At 60.4% G+C, this 22,017-nt stretch carries 23 protein-coding genes and 4 pseudogenes; 18 read left to right on the top strand and 9 right to left on the bottom strand.

Going from position 1 to position 22,017, the window contains the following annotated elements:
- Positions 1–121: 121 nt before the first annotated feature.
- Positions 122–565: pseudogene (locus HF916_RS06975) on the bottom strand (IS6 family transposase); the annotation flags it as partial.
- 387 nt (positions 566–952) lie between these two features.
- Here HF916_RS06975 and HF916_RS06970 point away from each other — a divergent pair.
- From HF916_RS06970 to HF916_RS06955, 4 genes and pseudogenes are all read left to right on the top strand, one after another.
- Positions 953–1,213 (top strand): annotated as a pseudogene (locus HF916_RS06970) (transposase); the annotation flags it as partial.
- Between the two features lie 626 nt (positions 1,214–1,839).
- Positions 1,840–2,916: a porin gene (locus HF916_RS06965; protein WP_168788279.1), complete on the top strand. Its 1,077-nt coding sequence runs from the start codon at positions 1,840–1,842 to the stop codon at positions 2,914–2,916.
- A gap of 392 nt (positions 2,917–3,308) precedes the next feature.
- Positions 3,309–3,599, top strand: a pseudogene (locus HF916_RS06960) (IS5/IS1182 family transposase); the annotation flags it as partial.
- 298 nt (positions 3,600–3,897) lie between these two features.
- Positions 3,898–5,316: a spinster family MFS transporter gene (locus HF916_RS06955; protein WP_240975158.1), complete on the top strand. Its 1,419-nt coding sequence runs from the start codon at positions 3,898–3,900 to the stop codon at positions 5,314–5,316.
- 182 nt (positions 5,317–5,498) lie between these two features.
- Here HF916_RS06955 and HF916_RS06950 read toward each other — a convergent pair whose 3' ends face one another.
- The 6 genes from HF916_RS06950 to HF916_RS06930 all read right to left on the bottom strand — a co-directional run bounded on the left by HF916_RS06950 (position 5,499) and on the right by HF916_RS06930 (position 8,869).
- Positions 5,499–5,651 carry a hypothetical protein gene (locus tag HF916_RS06950; protein WP_168787330.1) on the bottom strand — a complete coding sequence of 51 codons (153 nt, stop codon included), beginning with the start codon at positions 5,649–5,651 and terminating at the stop codon, positions 5,499–5,501.
- A gap of 317 nt (positions 5,652–5,968) precedes the next feature.
- On the bottom strand, positions 5,969–6,337 hold the full coding sequence (locus tag HF916_RS06945) for a hypothetical protein (protein ID WP_168788278.1): 369 nt from the start codon (positions 6,335–6,337) through the stop codon (positions 5,969–5,971).
- The gene (locus tag HF916_RS50620) at positions 6,276–6,902 is read right to left on the bottom strand and encodes an RNA-guided endonuclease InsQ/TnpB family protein (protein ID WP_240975157.1); all 627 of its coding nucleotides are present in this window, start codon (positions 6,900–6,902) and stop codon (positions 6,276–6,278) included. The genes HF916_RS06945 and HF916_RS50620 overlap by 62 nt, the downstream gene beginning before the upstream one ends.
- A 123-nt stretch (positions 6,903–7,025) precedes the next feature.
- The gene (locus HF916_RS50615; protein ID WP_240975156.1) at positions 7,026–7,295 is read right to left on the bottom strand and encodes a hypothetical protein; all 270 of its coding nucleotides are present in this window, start codon (positions 7,293–7,295) and stop codon (positions 7,026–7,028) included.
- Positions 7,296–7,527: 232 nt separating this feature from the next.
- Positions 7,528–7,797: a hypothetical protein gene (locus HF916_RS06935; protein ID WP_168788277.1), complete on the bottom strand. Its 270-nt coding sequence runs from the start codon at positions 7,795–7,797 to the stop codon at positions 7,528–7,530.
- A gap of 208 nt (positions 7,798–8,005) precedes the next feature.
- Entirely contained in the window at positions 8,006–8,869 is an 864-nt protein-coding gene (locus tag HF916_RS06930) for an IS1634 family transposase (protein ID WP_277352277.1), read from the bottom strand.
- Positions 8,870–9,486: 617 nt separating this feature from the next.
- Here HF916_RS06930 and HF916_RS06925 point away from each other — a divergent pair.
- Positions 9,487–9,678, top strand: a complete 192-nt coding sequence (locus tag HF916_RS06925; RefSeq protein WP_168788275.1) for a hypothetical protein — start codon at positions 9,487–9,489, stop codon at positions 9,676–9,678.
- A complete protein-coding gene (locus HF916_RS06920; protein ID WP_240975153.1) occupies positions 9,671–10,072 on the top strand; it encodes a recombinase family protein in 402 nt (133 codons plus the stop codon). Before HF916_RS06925 ends, HF916_RS06920 begins: the two co-directional genes overlap by 8 nt.
- A 320-nt stretch (positions 10,073–10,392) precedes the next feature.
- On the opposite strand, the gene HF916_RS06915 is transcribed toward HF916_RS06920, so the two are convergent.
- Complete coding sequence (locus HF916_RS06915) at positions 10,393–10,662, bottom strand: hypothetical protein (RefSeq protein WP_168788274.1); 270 nt, start codon at positions 10,660–10,662, stop codon at positions 10,393–10,395.
- Between the two features lie 212 nt (positions 10,663–10,874).
- Here HF916_RS06915 and istA point away from each other — a divergent pair, with 212 nt between their 5' ends.
- From istA to HF916_RS06860, 12 genes are all read left to right on the top strand, one after another.
- The gene (gene istA / locus HF916_RS06910) at positions 10,875–11,864 is read left to right on the top strand and encodes an IS21 family transposase (protein ID WP_168788273.1); all 990 of its coding nucleotides are present in this window, start codon (positions 10,875–10,877) and stop codon (positions 11,862–11,864) included.
- A gap of 68 nt (positions 11,865–11,932) precedes the next feature.
- The gene (locus HF916_RS06905; RefSeq protein WP_168788272.1) at positions 11,933–13,390 is read left to right on the top strand and encodes a site-specific integrase; all 1,458 of its coding nucleotides are present in this window, start codon (positions 11,933–11,935) and stop codon (positions 13,388–13,390) included.
- A complete protein-coding gene (locus tag HF916_RS06900; protein WP_168788271.1) occupies positions 13,387–15,267 on the top strand; it encodes an integrase in 1,881 nt (626 codons plus the stop codon). Before HF916_RS06905 ends, HF916_RS06900 begins: the two co-directional genes overlap by 4 nt.
- Positions 15,264–15,866, top strand: a complete 603-nt coding sequence (locus tag HF916_RS50610; protein WP_240975152.1) for a hypothetical protein — start codon at positions 15,264–15,266, stop codon at positions 15,864–15,866. The genes HF916_RS06900 and HF916_RS50610 overlap by 4 nt, the downstream gene beginning before the upstream one ends.
- Entirely contained in the window at positions 15,802–17,145 is a 1,344-nt protein-coding gene (locus HF916_RS06895; RefSeq protein ID WP_240975151.1) for an integrase, read from the top strand. Before HF916_RS50610 ends, HF916_RS06895 begins: the two co-directional genes overlap by 65 nt.
- 8 nt (positions 17,146–17,153) lie before the next feature.
- On the top strand, positions 17,154–17,504 hold the full coding sequence (locus HF916_RS06890; RefSeq protein ID WP_240975150.1) for a hypothetical protein: 351 nt from the start codon (positions 17,154–17,156) through the stop codon (positions 17,502–17,504).
- 310 nt (positions 17,505–17,814) lie between these two features.
- The gene (locus HF916_RS06885) at positions 17,815–18,426 is read left to right on the top strand and encodes a Mu transposase domain-containing protein (RefSeq protein WP_240975149.1); all 612 of its coding nucleotides are present in this window, start codon (positions 17,815–17,817) and stop codon (positions 18,424–18,426) included.
- The gene (gene istB / locus HF916_RS06880) at positions 18,413–19,177 is read left to right on the top strand and encodes an IS21-like element helper ATPase IstB (RefSeq protein ID WP_168788269.1); all 765 of its coding nucleotides are present in this window, start codon (positions 18,413–18,415) and stop codon (positions 19,175–19,177) included. Before HF916_RS06885 ends, istB begins: the two co-directional genes overlap by 14 nt.
- Positions 19,174–19,392: a hypothetical protein gene (locus HF916_RS06875; RefSeq protein ID WP_168788268.1), complete on the top strand. Its 219-nt coding sequence runs from the start codon at positions 19,174–19,176 to the stop codon at positions 19,390–19,392. The genes istB and HF916_RS06875 overlap by 4 nt, the downstream gene beginning before the upstream one ends.
- A gap of 272 nt (positions 19,393–19,664) precedes the next feature.
- On the top strand, positions 19,665–20,564 hold the full coding sequence (locus tag HF916_RS06870) for a recombinase family protein (protein WP_168788267.1): 900 nt from the start codon (positions 19,665–19,667) through the stop codon (positions 20,562–20,564).
- A 163-nt stretch (positions 20,565–20,727) separates the two neighbouring features.
- Entirely contained in the window at positions 20,728–21,171 is a 444-nt protein-coding gene (locus HF916_RS06865; RefSeq protein WP_206001703.1) for a helix-turn-helix domain-containing protein, read from the top strand.
- 343 nt (positions 21,172–21,514) lie between these two features.
- The gene (locus HF916_RS06860) at positions 21,515–21,850 is read left to right on the top strand and encodes a DUF4148 domain-containing protein (RefSeq protein ID WP_168788266.1); all 336 of its coding nucleotides are present in this window, start codon (positions 21,515–21,517) and stop codon (positions 21,848–21,850) included.
- Positions 21,851–21,936: 86 nt separating this feature from the next.
- On the opposite strand, the pseudogene HF916_RS51965 reads toward HF916_RS06860, so the two are convergent.
- Positions 21,937–22,014, bottom strand: a pseudogene (locus HF916_RS51965) (IS6 family transposase); the annotation flags it as partial.
- Positions 22,015–22,017: the final 3 nt, after the last annotated feature.

Here is a 22,017-nt window from a genome sequence, read left to right as displayed (position 1 = left end):
GAGCAATTCAAGGTTGTCGAGTATGCCGTTGAAGCGACCCTGGGCCATGCGCACGCATGTGGCGGCTCTGGTGCAAATAGGTGATATGGGGGAGATATTTTGTTATACAAAGGACACCTGATCAGGCAGACAGGACGGCCACCCGGACTGCGGGCGCAGCGGTATCTTTGAGGCGGAGTTTCGCGAGGCTGAATTGGCCCTTGCGAATACGATGTACCAGTTCAATACCTGAGAGAGTGATCGCTGCGTTCCGGAAACGTTTGAAACCGAGCATGACTTTCGTCCGGGACTTGATGTTGCGGTGGTCCTGCTTGACCATATTATTGAGATATTTCGAGGATCGGACCTTCGTGTCCTCCGGCAGCAAGCCATCGGCCTTCATCTCGCGCATGGCGCGGTGCGAGGCGGCGTAGCCGTCAAGCGTGACGGTCTTCGGTGGCTGGCCTTGATGTTTGATCGCCTTCCTGAAAAACGCTTGTGCCGCCTTCACGTCGCGCCTGGCGCTGAGCATGAAGTCGACCGTCTGACCCGCCCGATCCACCGCCCGATAAAGATAGACCCACTGCCGCGCAGCTTGAGTAGAGTAAGAGACAGGGCGTAGTCGAACTATTTCCCTGCCTCTTCTCCCCGAACCGGACGTGCACCTCTCAGCGCATCCGGCTCTCCATCCAGGTGTCGCTCAAAGCGAAGACAATCTACCGAAGGAGCCAGCGATCATCCGTTGATCTCCACGCGGCATTTCATCAGTTTGCTTTGCATTTCACTGATTATCAAAGGTCTTCACCTCACTATGGTCAGTTAATCTGCCAGGCAAACCACTCGGAGTGCCTCCCTTCGCCATGTGACCGGCTTTCCCGACTTCGGACTACTACGGAGGCTCCGCCAGCCTGCACATCATTGGGGGCACACTCCCTTAGAAGGCACTTTGGTTTGGACCTGGTATCCTGGCGGCATGAAAAGAGCAGACCGCAAAGGGTATCCGAGTGATGTATCCGACGAAGAGTGGAGCTTCGCGGCACCGTATCTAACGCTGATGGACGTCAGCGCGCCACAGCGCAAATATGAACTGCGCGACATGTTTGATGCGTTACGCTGGATGGCAAGAGCCGGCGCGCCGCGGCGGATGCTACCCAATGATTTTCCGCCGTGGGAGTTGGTGTACCAGCAGACGCAACGCTGGTTACAGGCAGGCAGCCGGGACGTTCTTCTGTCCGTGGATGGAAAGGGCGCCTCGCGTGACAGCGTATGCGTCGAACGAGTGTGGCGCAGCGTCAGATATGAAGCGGTTTACCTGGAAGCCTACGACTCGGCAGCGACGCCCGCCGCTCAATCGGCAATTATCTGAACTGGTATAACCAGAATCGGCCTCGTTCCAGGCTGGCCGGTCAGACACCGGATGAAGCATACTTCGCCACGCTGCCAGCGATAAAATCGGCAGCCTGATTGCCTCAGCGATTCCACTTAAAAAATCGCGGATCCTGTCCGAACGAACGAGGCCACCTCTCCTGAACTCGTACCGAGCGACTCGTCACCATGCGTTTACCCGACGTTCGCTGTTTCATCCCGTGAACAGTCTATTGCCCTCATTCCGCCCGCCCCAAACTGCCCACTGAGGTCGTCGAAATACGCGCCAATCCATTCGATAAACGTGTGCGAAGACACTTCCCAAAGTGATAGCGCCCGCCAAGGTAGCCCGATAGAGGGCTGTTTGGAATGGGAACCACGTCGAACTGGTGCCACGAGTGCGGTGCATTGGTTCGGCGGCCGATTCGATAGGTGCCTATCGGTAATCACGGCAGTTATAAATCAAAAAGCTAATTGTCAGGTAAGGAGATCTGGGTGAAATTCAATGCTATTCCTCTGTTGTTTGTGCTAGCTGGCATGACGTCTGTTCATGCCTACGCGCAAAGTAGCGTCACGCTGTACGGCATTCTAGACGGCGGCGTTACGTACGTTAGCAACCAGGGTGGGTCACATAATGTGATGTCAGATTCCGGTATCATGCAGGCCAACAGATGGGGGTTGCTCGGGTCGGAGGATCTTGGTGGCGGACTCAAGGCGATATTCCAGCTTGAGAACGGCTTCAGCCTTAACGACGGAAGCATGATGAGCAACCTTGAGTTCGGGCGTCTCGCTGTGGTGGGGCTCTCTTCCGAAACATATGGCAAGCTTACACTGGGACGTCAGTGGGACTTGATGTCTGATTATCTTGTAGAAGACACCGTCGCCTTGCGGGGAGGTACAGCCTATAGTTTCCATTTGTTTGACGCCGACCGAATAGCGGGAGAGCGCCTGAACAACGCTGTGAAATATATGTCGCCTGTGATCGGGGGCGTCAGTTTTGGTGGTATGTACGGGTTCAGTAACGTAGCGGGGGCGTTTGGCGGGACCCCAACAGCGCCGCGTGCTGTCAGCTTCGGTGCACAATACTCGCATGGCCCGCTCGTTATCAGCGCCGCCTATACCAACGTCAACGGCCAATTTGGCAGCCTTGCCTCAATCACGCTCGGTGGGAATGCGACCCGGACCATGGGAATGGGCGCTCGGTATTCTTTCACGAAGCTTGTGGTCTTTGGCAACGCAACCACCACGCGAGTGACAAATACGCCGGTGTACGGCAATGCTGTAATCAACAATTACGAAATCGGCGGGGACTATTCACTGACTCCATCGATACGGTATAGCGGCGGCTACACCTACACAACATTTAACCACTCAGATTTTCATCAATTCAACGCAGCAATTCACTACTTGTTGTCGGTTCGAACGGACGTCTATCTGGGCTTGAATTTCCAGCACACGAATAGCAACACGGGAGCAGGTATGTTTCTAATTGCGACGCCCGGTTCATTTGCGGGCTTCTCTTCGACCGGAAATCAGTTTGCCGCGCGGGTGGGCATCAGGCATCACTTCTGATGCGGTTGATTGCGACGGATGGTTTCAGTTTCGGTGAGCATGGCCCGGTGCCGCTCGTCGAAGTGAGCTGTGCGGCGCATGCCGGGCGCTCCTTACATCGCGGTTGACAGACGGCGTATCCGGCTTGCTGCCCACACGGCGAAGTGCCTTCCTGTGGAGCGCGGCGTGAGTAAGGCGCGGCGCCGCATCGGTCAGTGAGAACGGTAGAGAGGCTCTGGCTGGCCAAGCAGTCGAGCCTGAACAATCATCCAAGCCTTGCGCGGTCAGGCGCTAAGGTCGAAATGGTGTTGTGAGATTTGCAGGCACCTGGCATGTATGGACCCGACGCCTTTTGGAAGCTTCTTTTTCCTGGTTACCCACCGGTTCCAGATGAGCCGAAATTACCGCTTACGGAGAACCCGTACCGGCAGGTCTTCACCGGCGAGACGTACCTGCAGATGGAGCCGCCGATTGACGCGTCGAGCCTGACACGCTGGCGCAAACGACCGGGCGAAGCCCGCGTTGAAGAGTAGCTGGCCGAAACGATTGAAGCAGCAAAGCGTGCCGGTGTGATCAAGGTGTCGAGCGTGAAGCGCGTGATTGTTGACACGACAGTCGCGGAGAAGGCAATTGCTCATCCAACCGATTCGTGCCTGCTCGAGCGGCGTCGTGAATATCTGGCGGAGCCTGCGTCGCGACACGGCCCGCGCCAACCGCTGCCCGTTTCGCCTTGGGACCTAGCCGATTTGCGTTGTTGAAGCAAACCGGCTAACGTCAACCGGTGTTAACAACCATGTAGTGTTTCACGCAGTGAACAGTCTATAGCCAAGTCGCCCAACGATTGACAATCTGTCCCGAGGTCGTCCACGCGGGAGACACAACCCTTATATCCGTATCCGGCAAACAGTAAGAGGGTCAGCATGATAATTCGTGAAACAGGCGGCAACGGGCTTGAACGAATTTGAAATTGCTTCCCACATATGGCTTGTTGAATATTGAAACATGAATGGCTTCACAATGGAGGAGACGATGTCTGATGAGAGCGGCACACTGAGAGTGCGAGGAATTACACCAACCGCGTCGTATCGGGTCTGGTTGTTATCCCTGCTTGTGCTGACTTACGCATGGAGCTTTGTTGACCGGATTATCCTATCCGTGGTTGGACAGGCAATAAAAACGGAAATGAACCTGACGGACCTGCAACTCGGATTGCTTGGGGGCTTGGCATTTTCCATCTTCTACAGCGTTTTGAGCCTTCCCATTTCGCGCCTCGCCGAGCGCTACAGCCGGGTGATGTTGATCTCCGTGGCAATCGCCGGGTGGTCGATCATGACTGCGTTATGCGGCACGGCGGGCAGTTATTGGCAGCTTCTGATGTACCGGATCGGTGTGGGTATTGGCGAGGCAGGCGGCACGCCGGCCGCGCATTCCCTCATTGCTGATCAATTTCCCCCAGAACGACGCGCAACGGCGCTTTCGATCTATGCGTTGGGGCCACCGCTGGGCGTATTCATTGGAGCTCTGGGCGGCGGCTGGGTGGCTCAGCATTACGGATGGCGCGCTGCCTTTCTGGTGATGGGACTACCCGGCCTCATCGTCGCAATGCTGACGTATATGACGTTGCGCGAGCCGGACAGAGGCGCATCGGAACTCGGGAAAGCAGCTGCCCCCGAAGGTGTTCCGTCCTTTGCCGCCGTTGTCCGAACATTGCTGGCCGATAAAGCTGCGGTTCAGATGGTGCTTGGTTACGTGGTAGGGAGTTTTGCGCTGTACGGGATCAATCTCTTCATCCCGGTCTATCTCACGCGGGCGTTTGGTATGAACAGCGCGGAGGCCGGGCTTGTCTTCGCCGTGGCGATCGGTGTTGCGGGAATGATTGGAAACGGGTTTGGAGGACTCCTGACCGATAGACTGGCCTCGCGAAATGTCCAATGGTACGGGCTCGTACCCGCGTTGGGAACAATCATTGGATTTCCGATTATGGCGATTGCGTTCTTGCAGCGCGAATGGCCCGTAGCGATTACGTTGATTTTCGTCAGCACGGTGCTCCTCAGCTTCTTCTACGGCGCGACCAATGCTGTTATCCAAGGGACAGTCACTCCGCGGATGCGCGCCAGAGCAGCGGCCTTTGTCCTTTTGCTCGTCTCCTTCGTGGGGCAAGGCGGCGGCCCTGCGGTTGTCGGGTTTCTCAGTGACAAATTCTCGGCGAGTTTGTTCACGGAGGGCAATTACCGTCTAATGTGCGGCACGCCTCATGTGACGGGCGGTCACGGTGTCAGTGCCTTTCATGGGGCTTTGGTCGAGGCATGCGCAGATGCGTCGGCTACCGGAATTCGTTACGCGATGCTGTCTATTACTGTCGTGCTTGCGTGGTCGGCGCTACACTATTTCCTTGCTTCACGGACAATGCGCAGAAGGTGAGGCGGTTTGCCGGCGAATGCGGCAAGGCCGACCTCGACCAGATCACAAACTGGCTCTTGCCCCGCTGACTTGCCCGGGCCGTTGGATTGAATGTCTCGCGATCGGCGCGGCGCCTTGAGGGAGATCCGCGACCGCGTCAACTATTCGCTCCGTGTGCCGCACGACAGCGCTTACCAAGTGGCTCATGTGGCGGTTCTCTTGCCGCTGCCTTTTATCAGGCTCTCGCCCTCAATGGCGATGCGATAGGCGCCGTGGCGTAGCCGGTCGAGGGCGGCGGTGCCGCGGACGCGGTTGTCGGGGAATGCGTCTCCCCATTCGCTGAGATCGAGATTCAATGGAGGGCCCATTTTTACGCGGAGGCTCTTTCTCCGAGGCCCGCGCATACGTCAGATCTGACGTCCGTCTCTCCGCATAATGGTAGGCGTCAACGAGGCGATCAATGCATCTGTCGCCTTGAATCGTCCGGATCGCAGTTTGGGCGGAGCGACCGATTCAAGGACTTCCAGTCTCACTGACGGGTCGGCCCGGGTGTACATCTCCGTCGTTTGCATGTGCGTATGGCCAAGCCAGCGGGATATTTTGCGCAAATCTGTTGCCTTCAGAACCCTAAGTCTTACATTCCGCACGTCGGGGACCCAATTTGGCGCGAATTTCATCGGTAGTCCGGCGGCCGAAAGGCGTCTTCCGGGACGCCGAGTAGCCTGAGCAGCTGACGCTGCAATTCCGTGAGGGGAACGTCGAAGACCTGCACGGTGTGTGCACCCTCGATCAGCCGGTGACGTTGGGCGAGGCTGAACAGGCGCATGATCTGTTCGGTCGTGGGGCGTGCGCACTGACGCTGCTCGGGATAAAGAGCCAGTTCGTCGAGATTCTCGCGCTTCATGGCAAGGGGCAGCTCGCGTTCAATGAGCGCCTGCACAAGCAGAGCGAGGAAGTACAGCTTGACGTCCTCCCCGCCCTCAGTCGTGACCGACTGCCGCTCGCGCGGAAAGGGCGGGGATTCCTCCTGCGAGGCGGTCACGTCCGACCGCGAGAATGTTGCGGGCAGCATTGCGATCACGATCATGTGTCGTTTCACAATGGATGCATTTCCACTCTCTTATTCCAAGACCTGCGACACCTTTCGGCCCCGTGCGGCTCGCGCAGCACGAACAGGTCTGGGTAGAAAACGCTTCATCGACCTCATCGAACCATACGCCTGCGTCATCGCACTTGTACCGAAGCATGGTCCGGAACGTCGACCAGCCCGCGTCGAGCACAGACTTGCTGTGCTGTCCTTTCGCGAGGGCCGAAGCATTCACGTTGCCGACAAAGATTGCACCGTACTCGCGAGCGAGCCGGCTGCTGGGTTGATGCAGAAAGTCCTTCCTGCGGTTCGCGATCCGGGCGTGGATCGCCTTCACCCGGCTCTTCCTGCGTGCTCGCTGGGCAGTGGCGAGCGCGGGTTCGAGGTCGCGGTAGAAGCGCTGCGCGTCGACATTGGGAAGACGTTCGTCCGAGAAGCCGGCAAAGGTCTTGAGCCCGAGGTCGATTCCCAGATCCGGGTTGGCTTCATTGGGCCGGGCAGACTTCACCTTGACCGTCACGTTCAGATACCAGCGGCCGCGGCTGTCCTCGGAGATGCAACCGGCGCCGAACTCATAGCCGGCCAGGCCATAGCTGTCCCAGACGCCAACATGCAGGCCCTGAAAGTGGGCCTGACCATGGCGCTATACAACCGAGCGGGCTTTGAATGGAATCCATCCCAGCGAGCGTCGCGCGCCGGCCGGGCGACGCCATCGAAGCTTTACCTTGCGGTGCTGTTTGCGGCGCGTCGCGTACTCTTCGGCGATCTGCTGAAACACGGCCGAGCCAACCGCCAGGCCTTCTTTCGAGGCCCCGTTCAGATAACGCTGGAGCTCAATGCCAGAGGCAAAGCGCCGCTCGCGGCGAAAGATCTGGAGCGACAGGTCATTGCAATAGTTCCAGACGAAGTTCACAGCCCGCGCCATCCCGGCAAGCGACGAAGCATGCCTGTCCTTGATTCTTATGCGCAGAACTCGAACTGGATCCTTGCAACGTGTCACGGGTCGACTCATTCCGGTTTGGCTGTACGGATATACAGTACCAGATCAATACGAAAAGGCAAGTCCCGCGCTCTACCCCACCGCCCTGAAGGACGGTGCTTCACGCGCACATTGGTGAAGAAAGCCTCGATGCGGCCCTCATCCTTCAGAAACACTGGTGCGATCTCATGTACGTCTTGACCTGTTCGAAGCGCTTCTCGGTCATCGGCTGACCCTTGTGGGCTTCCAGCATCTGAGCCGGTGACAGACTACGATCGTTTGTGACCAGGGGATACATGGCATCGCTGTTGTGATCGCAAGCGATGGCCTGTTCGTCGGTCGTCCACTCGATGTCAAAGCGCCGGCTGGTGATCTTGCGGTAAGCGGTCTCGGGCCGGGCGACCCCGGCGCGTCTGCCTGTACTCGTGTTCTTCACGCACGGTACGCCGGACGTTCAGATAACGGGCGACGTGGTGCTTCTCGAGAATCACCTTGATTTGCAGGTCAATCTCGGCAGCGCCACGCAGCCGCGTCTTCGTGCCGGCCAGCCGCGCGCGTAACTTTGAACTCTTCAATGGCCGCGGCGATGTTCCTGCGTCGCCGGGCCTCCCGGCGCAGGGTCAGCAACGGACTCCACACCCATACTACGGGCCAGGCTTCGGCCGACAGCAGCGACGCGCGAAAGACATACCAGCAGTCGCGCGGCCCGTCGCTGTGACGTGAATTGGGCCGGTCCCACACACAGGTCCAGTCAGGGGTGTTGGACTGGATCCACTGGCGGAACTCGGCGTCTTCCAGGCGATTGCGGGCAACACGGTGACGAACTGTCCGCCCGCGCGATCGACATGGTCCATGTTTTCCCGCGAGCAAAGCTTTGAGTCGGCCACATACAGGAAGTCGCTTCGGCCGGCCAGGGCGGGCAGCGTATTCCCGGTATCGATGTGGGTGCGCGAGTCGCTCGTGTTGCCGTCGGTACAGCGGAACGCGACGGGAATGTTGCCGTCGGCGGTCATGGTGAGGATGAACAGCAGCTGCTTCATATCGGGTCTGTGCGACTTCGAGTGACCATAGGTGATCATCGGAGTCGTGCGTCCGCGGATCTTGCGGCCTGAGGCACCGCGATAGCTGCCATAGAAGCTGATAGTCGTACTGTCGTTGTGACACTCGTCGAAGTTCACGCCGAAGCGCTCTGCAACGGCCAGCGCCACCTCGGTGAGCAAGGCCGCGCGGTCGGCGTCAAACAAGTGATCCAGCGCCCGGCCAAGCCGATCATCGCTGAGGTGATCCATCTGCCCAGAAGCGATGCCAAACATCCCGCCCGCAAAGTCGTGGACCGTCTCCTGCTGGCGGTAAACCGGCTCACGCTCGACGATGATCGAGCGCAGCAGCACGCCAAGGGCTTGGGCGTGAGGGAGCGCACAGCGCGCGTCTGAGGGAACGTGCCGATCGAACAAGGACGCCAGGCCGATGCAATCGATGAAGTGATTGACAAGGGGTAAAGGTCCCAGTCGCCCGCTGTGCAGGATGAAGCGAGCCTTGGGCGGAGAAAGTTTTTGCGGGCCTGAAATTCTTCCGATATATTAGAAGAGGAATACTAAATAGCCAAAGCCTTTTGATGCTGTCTTATCCCGCACACGGATTTGCAGAGGCAGTCGCTCAGGCTACCCGGCGGGCGGACCGCGCATTTCGCCCGCCCGACTCGCAACGAAATTCACGCCAAATTGTCTCTTCGACCTGCAGAATGTAAGCCAAGTGCGCAGGTGTGCCGCCTTTGTCGGTTCTACAAGCCGCAAACACAACACCCACATTACCGAGTCACGAGAGGTTCTCTATCGCTGGCACCCGTGGTTCGGTCGAATGGCCTGGATCTTCAACGTTGTCGAGAAGAATGGCGAGAACATTCTGCGATGTGCCCTTGAGCCACTCGAGACAGCGAGCGTATCGGAGATGCCGCAGTGGATGTTTGATCCAGTTGTCTGCTATCAGGCTAGATTATCAACAGTGCCAATCGTTGACTGCGGCGCGCTGCGCGAACTGAAGCGCCTGTTGACCGATGAATCTCTCGCCTCACAACTCAATGTGGTACAAGCCGAGCACCGTCCTTTGTCCTGTACAGGAGGAGCCGATGCGACGCGTTCCGAGCACCCATCCGGGCGATCAGCCCGATCTGTTTCAGCCTTGCCCAGAGACGCCCGTGTGGGCACATCTGCCGGTGGACGTGCGGCAGCAGACACTTCGCCTGCTGGTGCAACTGCTGCGGCAACACCGACGCGAACTGCACGTCGCAGCACGCGAACAGGAGGTGTGCGATGAGTGACAAGATTCGAGTTCAACATCTGGCTCGCAAGGCCGTACTGTACGTTCGCCAGTCCTCCGCCTACCAGGTCAGCCACAATCTGGAGAGCCAGAAACTGCAGTACGCGATGCAGGATCGTCTGCGCCAGTTGGGCTGGAAGGAAGTCGAAGTGATCGATGAGGATCTGGGCTGTTCTGCCGCCGGAACGCGGACGCGCACAGGTTTCGAACGCATGGTGGCTGAGGTCTGTCTCGGGCGTGTTGGTGCAGTGGCTGCCCGCGAAGTATCAAGATTCGCACGCAACAGTCGCGAGTGGCAGCAACTGGTTGAGGTTTGCCGCGTAGTCGACACTGTGCTGATCGATCAGGAGACCGTATATGCCCCGCGGTTAAGCAATGACCGCTTGCAGCTGTGAACGGCTGTGAGAAACCGACACTAAACGGCGGCGTCAATCAGAGATACGGAATGGTCCAGCTCTGCTGAGCGGTTTGGGAATGGTTGGCGCGAAGAGCAGGAAGCGGTACCGGGTGCGTCGGAAGGAGCCCGTAGGGCGAGTGCAGACGCACCCGACGCGGCTCGTTTCAGGAAGTGGTGACGCTCAGGTCGAGATGCGGTAGAAGAAGGGATACCGCCGAAGAAACAGGCCCGACACCGGCTCAAACCGCCAAGTTCACTCCGATGTCGAGCCCCACACGCGCATGGGGCACGGGTGCCGGTCCAGTATGGCACGGTCCATTAGTCCCGTCGATAGCGTTTCGGCATTGACGGGGATTGCCGATGCCGGCCACCGGCCGCCTGTTTGTGTGCGCCCGCTGCCGGGCGCAGGTCATCGTTTGCCGCCGTTGCGACCGCGGCCAGATCTACTGCGACGGTGACTGTTCTGAGCTCGCCCGTCAGGCCAGCATGCGCGTGGCCGGCCAGCGCTATCAGCGAAGTCGTCACGGCCGCTTCGCGCATGCCGAACGGATGCGCCGCTATCGCAGCCGCCAGAATAAAGTGACGCATCAGGGTTCCGCTGTACCTGCCGCCGATGCTCTACTGGCAACGACTTCGACGACGTCGGCGGCAACAGCGGCGGTGTCCGCCACCGCCCCAGTTGTGCCTGAGCGTTGCCATTTCTGCCACTGCGTCTGTCCGGACTTCGTGCGCCTCGGGCCACTACGCCGTCGGGTCTTCCGTGATGTTCGTACTACTACCTACTACACAGGAAGTGACCCATGACCATTGGAGTTGAACTCGAGGCGCAAATCCTGCGCTACTACCACGTCGAGAAGTGGCGCTGCGGCACCATCGCACGGCAGTTGCACGTGCACCGTGGCACGGTCCAGCGCGTGCTGGCGCAGGCCGGTCTGCCCCGCGTCGGCGGGATGCTCAGACCTTCGCAGATCGATGCCTACCTGCCGTTTATCCATGACACGCTCAAGAGGTTTCCGTCGCTCACGGCCAGCCGGCTGTACGCGATGGTCACCGAGCGCGGCTACCGTGGCAACCTTCATCATTTCCGGCATCTGATCGCGTTACACCGCCCGCGTCCTGCACCAGAGGCTTATCTGCGGCTGCGCACCTTGCCCGGAGAGCAAGGCCAGGTTGACTGGGCCCATTTCGATCACCTGCAGATCGGGCGTGCGCGCCGGCCGCTGATGGCCTTCGTCATGGTCCTGTCGTGGTCGCGGCAGATCTATCTGCGCTTCTTCCTCGATGCCCGCATGGACAGCTTCCTGGCGGGCCACGCCGGCGCGTTTGCGGCGTGGTCGGGATTGCCAAGGATCCTCCTCTACGACAATCTCAGGAGCGCTGTGCTCGAGCGTCAGGGTGATGCGATCCGCTTCAACCCGACGCTTCTGGCGTTCGCCGCTCATCATCGCTTCGAGCCCCGTCCCGTGGCAGTGGCCAGAGGAAACGAGAAGGGACGCGTCGAAAGAGCTATCAGATATGTACGCGAGAGTTTCTTTGCCGCGCGCAAGTTCGCCGATCTCGACGATCTGAACATCCAGGCCGCGCAATGGTGCGCGGGCATGGCGGCCGATCGTCCCTGCCGGGAAGAGCCCACGATCACGGTGCGCGAAGCCTTCGCCCGCGAGCAGCCCAGCCTGCTTACGTTACCGGAGAATCCGTACCCCTGCGAACTGCAACTGGCCGTGAAGGTCGGCAAGCAGCCGTATGTACGCTTCGACCTGAATGACTACACGATATGCGCAAGTCAGTAACGATTTTCTGATACTCGCAGCCTGTGTTAAAGCGGACACCCGCACAAACACAGCAGAGGATCTGCACGATGACAGCAAGACGCACGACCATCCGGCAACTGCCGCTGACCGAGGTCGTTGACCGCGACACTCCCGGCGCGACGCCGGTCAGTATCACCACCCCCGAGGGCGGCACCATCTATCACACGGTCCCGCTCGCGGACCCCGACACCGGCAGGCGGCGCGACGCCCGCGCGCAGTGGATCGCAGGCACCTTCCCTCTCTTCCCTGTTGTCCGGCTCGCTGACGGCGCGCCGTGGGCTGAGGCGAACCTCTGGCTCATCGATATGATGGAGTCGAAGTCGTCGCCCAACATGCTCACGTTCGCCAGCATCGCAGACGACCTGGTGGCATTCCGTCGTTATCTGGATGACGAGGGCGTCGACTGGCTGACGTTCCCCGCCAACAAGCGGCAACGTCCAACCTACCGCTACAGCGCCTCGATCAGGCTGGCCGTGCAGGCAGGCGAACTGTCTGCGGGCGTCGCCAGGCGTCGTATGGGCGCCGTGGTGCGCTTCTATCGCTGGCTCATGAGCGAGGCAGGCTTCAGGCCCGCGAACGCGCCGTGGGTCGAATCTGGCCGTTTCATCGAGTTCAGGGACCAGAAGGGCTTCAGCAGCGCGATCGAGGTCAAGACCACCGACCTGTCAATCAGCGGTCGGCGCGCCGAAGACCCGTGGGACGATCACATTCAGGACGGCGGTCGCTTGCGCCCGCTCCCATCTTCCGAGCAGTCGGTGCTACTTGAATCGTTAGCCGCTCTCGACAACACCGAGATGACGCTCATTCATCTGTTCGCGCTGTTGACGGGCGCTCGCATCCAGACTGTACTGACCGTGCGCGCGAAACACGCAATGCGCAAGCCGGGCGAGTTTCAGGGCGACGACATCCGGCTCGCCTGCGGGCCGGGTACGGGCATCGACACGAAGGGCGATGTCAAGGGCGTGTTGCACCTGCCGCGCGGTTTCTACGAGCGGCTCTACATCTATGTGCACAGCGATCGGGCTCGCAAGCGTCGCCAACTGGCCGACGGTGTTGACGGCGGCGATCATCCCGACCAGATGCTCTTTCTGAGCCATCGAGGTGCGTCGCTCTACGAGGATCGCGCGTCGCGCGCCCCGGTGAGCAATGGCCCGCGCGTACGCCGTCACCTCAAGACTGGACAGGCCGTACGCCAGTTCATCAGGGACGAACTTTTACCCATGATGCGCGTGCGGCTCGATAACCCCAGGTACGAGTTCAGCTTCCACGACCTGCGCGCGACCTTCGGGCTGAACATGGTCGATGCGATGACGGCGAGCGAGACGAAGTACACCCGGGCGCTCGATCAGTTGCGGCAGTTGATGTGGCACGTACAGCCGTCTACGACCGAGCGCTACGTCGCTTACCGCGAGAATCGCAAGTTGTTCGACGCGGTGCAGGATGGCTGGGGCACGCACCTGTCGACGCTGGTCACGCGCACCCTCGACACTGCGGTGGCAGCATGAGCCGCCAGTACGAGGAAGTGCGCATGCCGCTCGCGGGGGGCACAACGCTCCTGCACCCGGAGCGGGCGCTGCTCAGGTGGGAAGGCGTCAGCAAACGTTCCGATATCGGTCAGATCTGCTATCTGACGCGTGACACGTCGAGCCCGCAGCGCACGCGACACACTTTCGACCACATAAGCTTCAGCAGCGAACGCGCCAGGATCGTACGTCTGCTGGTGACCCAGCTTTCCGGGCGTATGGCCTCTGGCACGAGGCGCCCGGAGACGATCTCCCTGTATTCGCGCGTCGTGCTTGAGTTCGTCAACTGGGCCGACAGGCAGGGCTTGCATCAGACGCTTTGTGACGAGAAGGTTACGGCGGAGGCCGTTCACCGCTACTTCCGTGAGAAGCGCGAACAGGTTTCGCTGGGCAACCTGAAGCGCAATTCCGTCGGCACCAAGCAGCGTTATCTGTTGTCGATGCTACGTGAGTTATTCCGAAACGACGACTTCTGCGCCGATGAGAGGGTGCTACGCCATCAACTGGATGCTTCTGTGCCGACGGCTGTGCCTGACGCCGGTGCACAAGCCGCCCTGCTCGCGTGGGCTGACGCGCTCTTTAGCAGCATCAGCACGCTGGTGCTCGACTTCGAGCCGTACCCGGTGCGCGTGACCACGGCGCGAGGTGAGAGTCTTTGCCTTGTTCCCTACAGACACCATCGTCGCGAAGGCGACGGCTCGCACAGCCTGGCTGGCTGGAATCTGGAAACGGGAGAGCCGCGCACCCGGGAAGAACTCACGATGCACATGGCTGAGGCTGGCGCTAAAAACCCTTTTAAGCGTTCGGGGGACATCGCCACGCGTGCGGCTAAACATCTTGCGGCGGCGAACAAGGACGCACAGTCATCGATCCGTCGCTCACACGCTTCGATGGCGGTCCTTTGCTTTGCAACGCTGTTTCTGGCCGAAACGGGCGTCAACCGCGCACAACTGCTGGCCATGAAGTGGAGCCCGGAGCTTGCCGCGAGCCTGCAGGGTACATCGGTTGCACGTCAGAAGTTTCGTGAGGTCAAGTACCGTGCAGGCGGGAGGAACGTTACATTCACCGTCTCGCTGGGCTTCATGCCGAAGCTCAAGGCGTATCTGGCATTGCGCGAGTATCTGGTGCAGGACGCAGACTGCGACGCGTTGTTCATGGCAGTCGGGTGTTCTTCACAGCGACGACAGCTAGTGTGTCTCTCACCCCAGTTTCTGATTCAGCTTTATGCTCGACTCGACACGCTCGGGATCGTGCTGTCGCGCATTACCGCACGCCAATGGCGTGCGGCGAAACAGGATTGGGCGGTGAGCAACCACGGCCCTGTCGTCGCCGCCAGGCTGATGGGGCACTCGGTGGAAACGGCGCTCCGCTCGTACTCGAACGGTACGGATGCCGCGCACAAGGCTGAGATGGGCGCGTTCCTCGCTTCGGTCGAGAAGACCGTGCTGAAGCCCGGCGACGACCCGGCGGGCAGCATCAGGAGCGCGGTGGGCGTCTGCATCGGGTTCCATAAGCCCGCACCGGTCGCGGACCTGATCAGCGTACAGCCTGACTGCCGCTCGACCGAAGGATGTCTCTTCTGCGACCAGTATCGCGTGCACGCCGACGCCACCGACATCCGCAAGCTGCTGAGCTGCCGTCACTGCGTCAGGCTCGCGAGCGGACGCGCTGACTCGATCGAGCAGTACGACAGCTCGTTCGGCGCGGTGCTGCGCCGCGTTGATTTCCTGCTGGATGAACTGCGTAAGCGCGACGCCGCGCTGTTCGATCAGATCGAGCAGCACGTTGATATCGAAGGCAATCTTGACGCTTTCTGGTCGGCGAAGCTCGACCAGCTTTACGAATTGGGAGTGGCATGAACAACACGCTATTCGCGCCGATCGCTGAGCGTCCCGACTGGTATCGGGTCGAAGACGATACGGTGGTCACGCACGACAAGGCCGGGAACGCTGTTTCGCTGTTTGGTAGCGACGCCTGGGACATCCAGGCATATACGATCGGACTGCGTCGCACCCACGTCCATTTCAGGGGGCACCTGCCTGACGGCGTGAGTCGCATCCTTTCAGAGGCGACTACGCGTCAGTGGAAGCAGGTGATGTACTTTCTGATGCACGAAGTGACCGATACGGTACCGGCGTCCGGTACGCTACACGCTCGTTCAAATCACCTGAGGGCGTTCACGTTCTTTGCCGCCTCACGTCAGCTTACGCTCTACGAGGGCCTGTCCACTGTCGCTGTTGTTCTGGACTATGCGGCGCAAACCGGGATGGAGATGAAGGCCCAGATTCTTCATTCGATTCTGGTAAAGCTTCATAGTCTGGGCGTCCGGACCACAGGGCTGCGCGTACCACTGCCCCAACTGCACAAGCCTCTGCTCGAACGCTTCGCGCAGCGTGCTGGAAACTCACAACCCTGTCATCCCGACGCGGATCTACCAGCACTTCCTGTCGGCCTGTGAGCATGACCTCAGCATCGCAGAGGCCGTCGCTGACATGCTGTCAGACTACCTCGCACGCAGGTACTCTGGTGAGAGGCCGGACGTCTGTGCGGCACTGGTAAGGGTTGCTGCGCACTTCGGGTGCAAGGACTCCCCTTACGTTGCGTCGTTTCTTGTAGCGTCGATCGGCGCACTATGCCAGCTTGTCATCCTGTCGTTCACGGGCATGCGTGCGGGAGAAGCAGAGAACCTGCCGTACAACTGTCTGAGTGAGACCCGGCTGGATGGTGTGACGCACTACACCATCGAGGGCGTCACGACCAAGCTGTCGGGCGGCCGACCCAAGCGCGCATGCTGGGTCACCAGCCCGCTCGCTGCCCGTGCCGTCAGGCTCGCGCAACGGTTGTCGGGCGAGGCACACCGTGCGCACAGCGCGCAAGGCTACGCCGAATCGACGGACGGTTCGTACCTGCTGTTCTGCCGGATGGGTCTGCGTTTGGGGTACGTAGCAAACCGGGCAGCGAGTACCGTACATTACGACATCGAAGCCTTTCGTGAGCGCGTCTTTCCGACGATCACGGTCGAGGATATCGCTGAACTGAAGCGCGTCGACATGCACCGCGCGTGGGAAGACGAGCCGAAGTACGTGCTCGGGCAGCAGTGGCCGTTCACGCGCCATCAGCTTCGCAGGACCCTGGCCCTCTACGCCCATCGGAGCGGCCTCGTGACGCTACCGACGCTCAAGCGTCAGCTGCAGCACATCACTCAAGAGATGAGCAGGTACTACGCCCGCGGCTCGGCGTTCGCGAAGGGCTTCATCGACACCGACAGGACCCACTTCGCGAAGGAATGGGCGGAGGCGCAACACCTGTCCGCGTACCTTGCATACGCCGAGCAGGTGCTGTTCTCTGACGAGCGGCTGTTCGGCGGGCACGCAGCGTGGACGCAGAGCCGTGCCGTGCAATCCTCGCCTGTATCGGTTTACTCACGCGAGCAGACGGTGAGGATGTTCGGGAAGGGCGAGCTGGCGTACCGCGAGACGGTATTGGGCGGCTGCGTCAGCGTCGAGCCGTGCAAGTCAACGCCACTCGACTGGATGCGTCTGGATTGCCTTGAATCGAACTGCCGTAATCTCGTCGTCGTGCCGTCGAAGCTTCAGCGCGTGATAAAGGCGCAGCAGGTTACGGTCGCGAAGCTGCGCGCGGTCGATGAGACGAGCGTCGAATACCGTATCGAGGCGCAGACGCTGCAACGACTGCTCGATGCGCAGAAGAAACTGATCAAACCGGAGGCAGCATGAGCGGCGCCATGACCGACTACTATGCCGCCCTTGAGAGGCTGAAGAAACGCAAGGGTGCGCGTATCAACAACGACACCGTGGCGATCGAGGCGGCCCGCAAGAAGGGCAGCATCAAGAAGTCGCGCCCGCAGTTCACCGAACTGATCGCAGCGATCGACGCGGCCAACGTAGACGCCGGGCGCCCGAAGCTCGAACTCACCGAGCGTCTGAACCGCGCGAAGGGCGACGCGAAGGATCTGCAGGCACAGCTCGACGAATCGCTGGCACGAGAACTCGCTCTGCTGCGTCAGGTGTTCAGCCTGCGCAAGGAACTGGTCGCGCTGCGTGGCGGTAGCGTCCTGCCCCTGCAGCCACGCTAGATCGGGGCGGGCGTCCCCCGCTCGAAACGGGCGCCTGGGTTGCTTCGCCTGCGTCGACCTCGTGCTCGCGAAGGTTCCCGTTACGGGTCGCCCAGGCATAGTCACACATCAAATTCGATCGTGGTCCTGTGACGCCGCTGAACGGGTCAAGGGCGGGCGCAGCCCGGCGCATCGAACCCTTGACGCTCGATGGCTTGACACGCTCCAGCATGCTCGGACGCCCGGCTGTATCGGGCTTCCGACCATGCGAAACCTGCGGCGAAAGATGGACACTCCGACGGTTGTTCTGTCCACTTTTTCGGCTAACCAAATGGACATCCTGCAGACTGCCGATACCAGCATTTTCAAGCTGCAGGCTGATGTCCATTGTTTTTCTCTTGCGCATAACACGATCCCGCATACCCACGTGCGGCGCGTGCTTACGGTCCGGGCCGATCCCCGGCAGGTGCGCATTCTCGAGGGCGCCGATTTGCTTGCGACTCATGTGCGTAGCTACGATCGCGGCGCGCAGATCGAGATTGCCGCGCACATCGACGCCCTCGTTGCACGCAAACGTGAAGCCCGTCACCATCGCGGCCTCGATCATCTCGCCCGCGCAGCGCCGGCCAGTCACACACTCATGCTGCGCGCGGCTGAACGCGGCGCCAATCTCGGCAATATCACTGCCCACCTGCTGCGGCTGCTTGACCGTTATGGTGCAGCCGAACTGCAGGCGGCGATCGAGGAAACGCTCGCCAGCGATGCCGCGCCTCACCAGAATCCGGTGCGTCTGGCGCTGGAGCGTCGGCGCGAGTCGCGCCAGGTACCGCCGCCAGTGGCGGTGAACCTGCCCGAGCACGTGCGTAGCAAGGACACGCTGGTGACCCCTCACCGGCTCGACATCTACGACCAGATAACGGGAGGTACTGATGAGCTCGCCTGAGAACCTGCAGGAGCGCGCGAACGCCCTGCGCCTGTACGGGCTGCTGGCGCATTGGCCGGATCTCACTGACGCCAGCTGGGTTGCGCCGCTGCTGCAGTGGGAAGAAGACGAGCGTGCCCGCCGTTCGCTCGAGCGACGCATCCGCGACGCCCATCTGGGCAGCTTCAAGCCGCTGTGCGACTTTGACTGGGCCTGGCCCACGCGCTGCGACCGGGGCGCCGTCGAAGAACTGATGTCGCTCGAGTTCGTCAGGGACACCGCCAACGTCGTACTGATCGGCCCGAACGGCGTGGGCAAGTCGACCCTGGCGCTGAACCTCGCCTACCAGGCGCTCGTCAACGGGCACACGGCGCTGTTCACAACTGCTGGCCAGATGCTCGGTGAGCTCGCCGCGCTTGACAGTGACTCAGCGTTACGCCGGCGGCTGCACCGGTATGCCACGCCTGACGTGCTCGTAATTGACGAGGTCGGATACCTGTCCTACTCGAATCGCCACGCCGACCTGCTGTTCGAGCTGATCAGCCGCCGGTATGGCGCAGCGAGCACCGTGGTCACCACAAACCGGCCGTTCGCAGAATGGTCGGAGGTGTTTCCGAACGCCGCCTGCGTCGTCTCGCTGGTTGACCGGCTGGTGCATCGCGCCGAAGTCGTCGCGATCGAAGGCGAGTCCTACCGGGTGAAGGAGGCACGTGAACGGGCCGAGCAGCGCGCAAAGAAACGCAGCGCGGCACGCATGGAGAAGAAATCATGAAGCGCCTTCACCTGCCTTCGGGCAACACTCACGGGCTCGACTTCCTGATCCCGGACAACTGGTCCGCCGATCAGGCGCTCGCCGTCGTCGAACTCATCGACGATCTACGCGAGCGTATCGCCGCGCACTACCAGATTCCGCTCAATGACCTGCTGCACGACCAGCGCGCGCCTCCCGAGAATCCCCACCCTCGCAACATCGACGATCCATTCTGACGACCATCACCCAACAACAGCGGGCCATAACCGCTCCCTATTGTTGACGCTTTTACTCAACCTTGCGCCGCCATCTAGTGGCGCTTTTACGCCGCCGCTAACAGCTGCTCGGACTGAAGGGAACCCTGAACGAATACGAACTTGATCTTCTGCGTCAGCGATCGCTGGAAGCGCGGCGCGAGAAAGCCCGACGGGGCGAGCTTATCATCATAGCGCCGGTTGGTTATCGCAAGACCGAGGATCAGCGCCTGGAGAAGGATCCGGATCTGCGTGTGCAGGAAGCCATCCGTTCGGTATTCCGTCGGTTCCTCGCGATTGGCTCGGTAAGGCAGACGTTGCTATGGTTTCTGGAGCACGGCCTGCAGTTGCCCGCATGCACACCGCGTGGTGAGGTCCACTGGAAGCGACCGTCTTACGGGACCGTGCACCAGATCCTGACCAACCCGGTGTACGGCGGTGCCTATGCGTATGGGAAGACCGAATGTACCGTCCACTATGAGGCTGGAGAACCGCGCAAACGCGATCGGCGCAAGCCACGGGACCAGTGGCTTGCGCTCATCCCCAATGCACACGACGGGTACGTTGAGTGGAACGAATTCGAACGGATCCAGGGCGCCATTCATGCCAACGTGCGTATGGGCGCACACGCCGGCGCACCGAAGAATGGAGAGGCACTTGTGACGGGGCTGTTGAGGTGCCGGCGTTGCGCGAACAAGCTCACGGTACACTACACGGGTAGCCGGCATGACGCCTTGCGCTACAGCTGTCATCGCGCGTGGCTGGACAAGGGGCTGCCCCGTTGTATTGCATTCGGTGGCACACGTGTGGATGCGGCAATCGCCCAGGCAGTCTTGCGGGTAGTGCAACCTGCAGCGATTGAGGCAGCTATCGTGGCTCGCGAAGAAGAGATCCATAAGCATGACGAAGTACTGCCGCATTGCAGCGTGATCTGCAGGCAGCCCGATACACCGCGCAACGTGCGCAGAAACAGTATGACACTGCCGATCCGGCGAACCGGCTCGTTGCCGACGAGCTGGAGCGCCGATGGAATGATGCGCTGCTGCGTGTGGAAGAACTGGAATCGCGCATTGAGCAGCGCTCGCACGCATCTGGCCAGATATCGCCTGTTCAACCCGACGAGTTCAACGACCTTGCCGCAGCGCTCGAGTTGATCTGGCCGTAGGCTGACGCCCGCCTGAAGAAGCGCATCGTGCGCACCTTGATCCACGAGGTCGTGGTTGATCTCGATGACGCAACCAGCGAGATCGTGCTCGTCATTCACTGGAAGGGTGGCGTCCATACTGAGGTCCGTGTACCACGCAGGCGTCGCGGCCAATGCGCCCCCAGACATCCCCTGAAGCGATCGATGCAGTGCGCGTGCTGGTTCGCATCTGCCCGGATCTGGTGATCGCCAGCATGCTCAATCGAAATGGGCTGCGAACCGGACGAGGTAACTTCTGGACCCAGGAGCGCGTCACTGCGCTGCGCAGTCACCATCGAATTCCCGTCTATTCGAGCGAGCGGCGTGCAGCCGAAGGATGGTTGAACCTGACCGAGGCATCGGCACTCATCGGCGTGAGTCCCAAAACGCTTAGGCTCGCAGTCCAGCGCGGCGAGATCGCGGCGGAGCATCCGCTGTCGCTCGGGCCCTGGATCTTCAAGCGCGATTCGCTGGAAACCAGTGCGGTGTCCGAGTTCGTCGCACGTACCCGCGCCCGGCGTGCGCACCCCACATTACCAACGGCACAACAGGGATCTCTAGATTTTTCAACCACATAGCGACGTTGGGCACTATGAAGCACACTTGTAGTAATCATATAGCCGGCCTGCTTCCGTTCACGGATGCACTCGTGCCGAGCGTTTCCACTTCGTCGCTGCATAAGTAATCCTTACCATAACGACGCATGCTTCGTCATCTCGCCCTTATCGCGACAAAACCGTTTCTAAACGCCCGATCAAGTTAAAAACCCCGCATTAACCCTGAATCGCTGTATCACGCCGTGACCAGGGTTCTTCCCGCTTTCCATCTGCAGAAGAATATCCTCAACGAAAGTAGCTGCGTCGTTTGCGGGTCGAATCACGCTGCGTCGCTCTCACCCTCGCCAACCAAAAGAGGTAATGAATGCGTTTTTCCGCCAGCAAATTCACCCTGATCACGGCCACGGCTACAGTCCTGATTGGCGCTGCAGTACCAGCCTTCGCGCAAGCCTACGCGAGTGCGCCGGTGACCGTCACGCAGGCTCCTGCTTCGGACGCCAAGGCAGTGAAGAAACAGGCTCGCGCGCAAGCCCGAGCCGAGCGTCGGGCAGAACATAAGGCGGCCCGTGCGAAGAATACGGCAGAACTGAAGAAGCTGGAGAGTGCTGGCTACAAGCCCGGGGTGAATGACCCGAACTATCCGCAGCAATTGCAGGACGCGCAGAAGAAGGCGAACGCCGCAGCAGGCGCCAGCCAGTAAGGATTGAAGATGTACGCGCCGAGTGCTGTGAGGGCGTTGTCAACTTGCCGAGCGTGAGATAAAACGCTGGAAGGTTTGACGATCGTTCAGAAACCAGTCGACGGATTTTGGGCGAGTTCTGTGAATTCGCGCCAGGCAACGAACCTTACAAGCTGTTTGCGATACAC

This window comes from Paraburkholderia aromaticivorans, assembly GCF_012689525.1.
In the GTDB taxonomy this organism is placed as follows: Bacteria; Pseudomonadota; Gammaproteobacteria; order Burkholderiales; family Burkholderiaceae; genus Paraburkholderia; species Paraburkholderia aromaticivorans_A.
The sequence above is the reverse complement of the archived record's forward strand: the minus strand, read 5'-3'. Positions and strand labels throughout refer to the sequence as shown.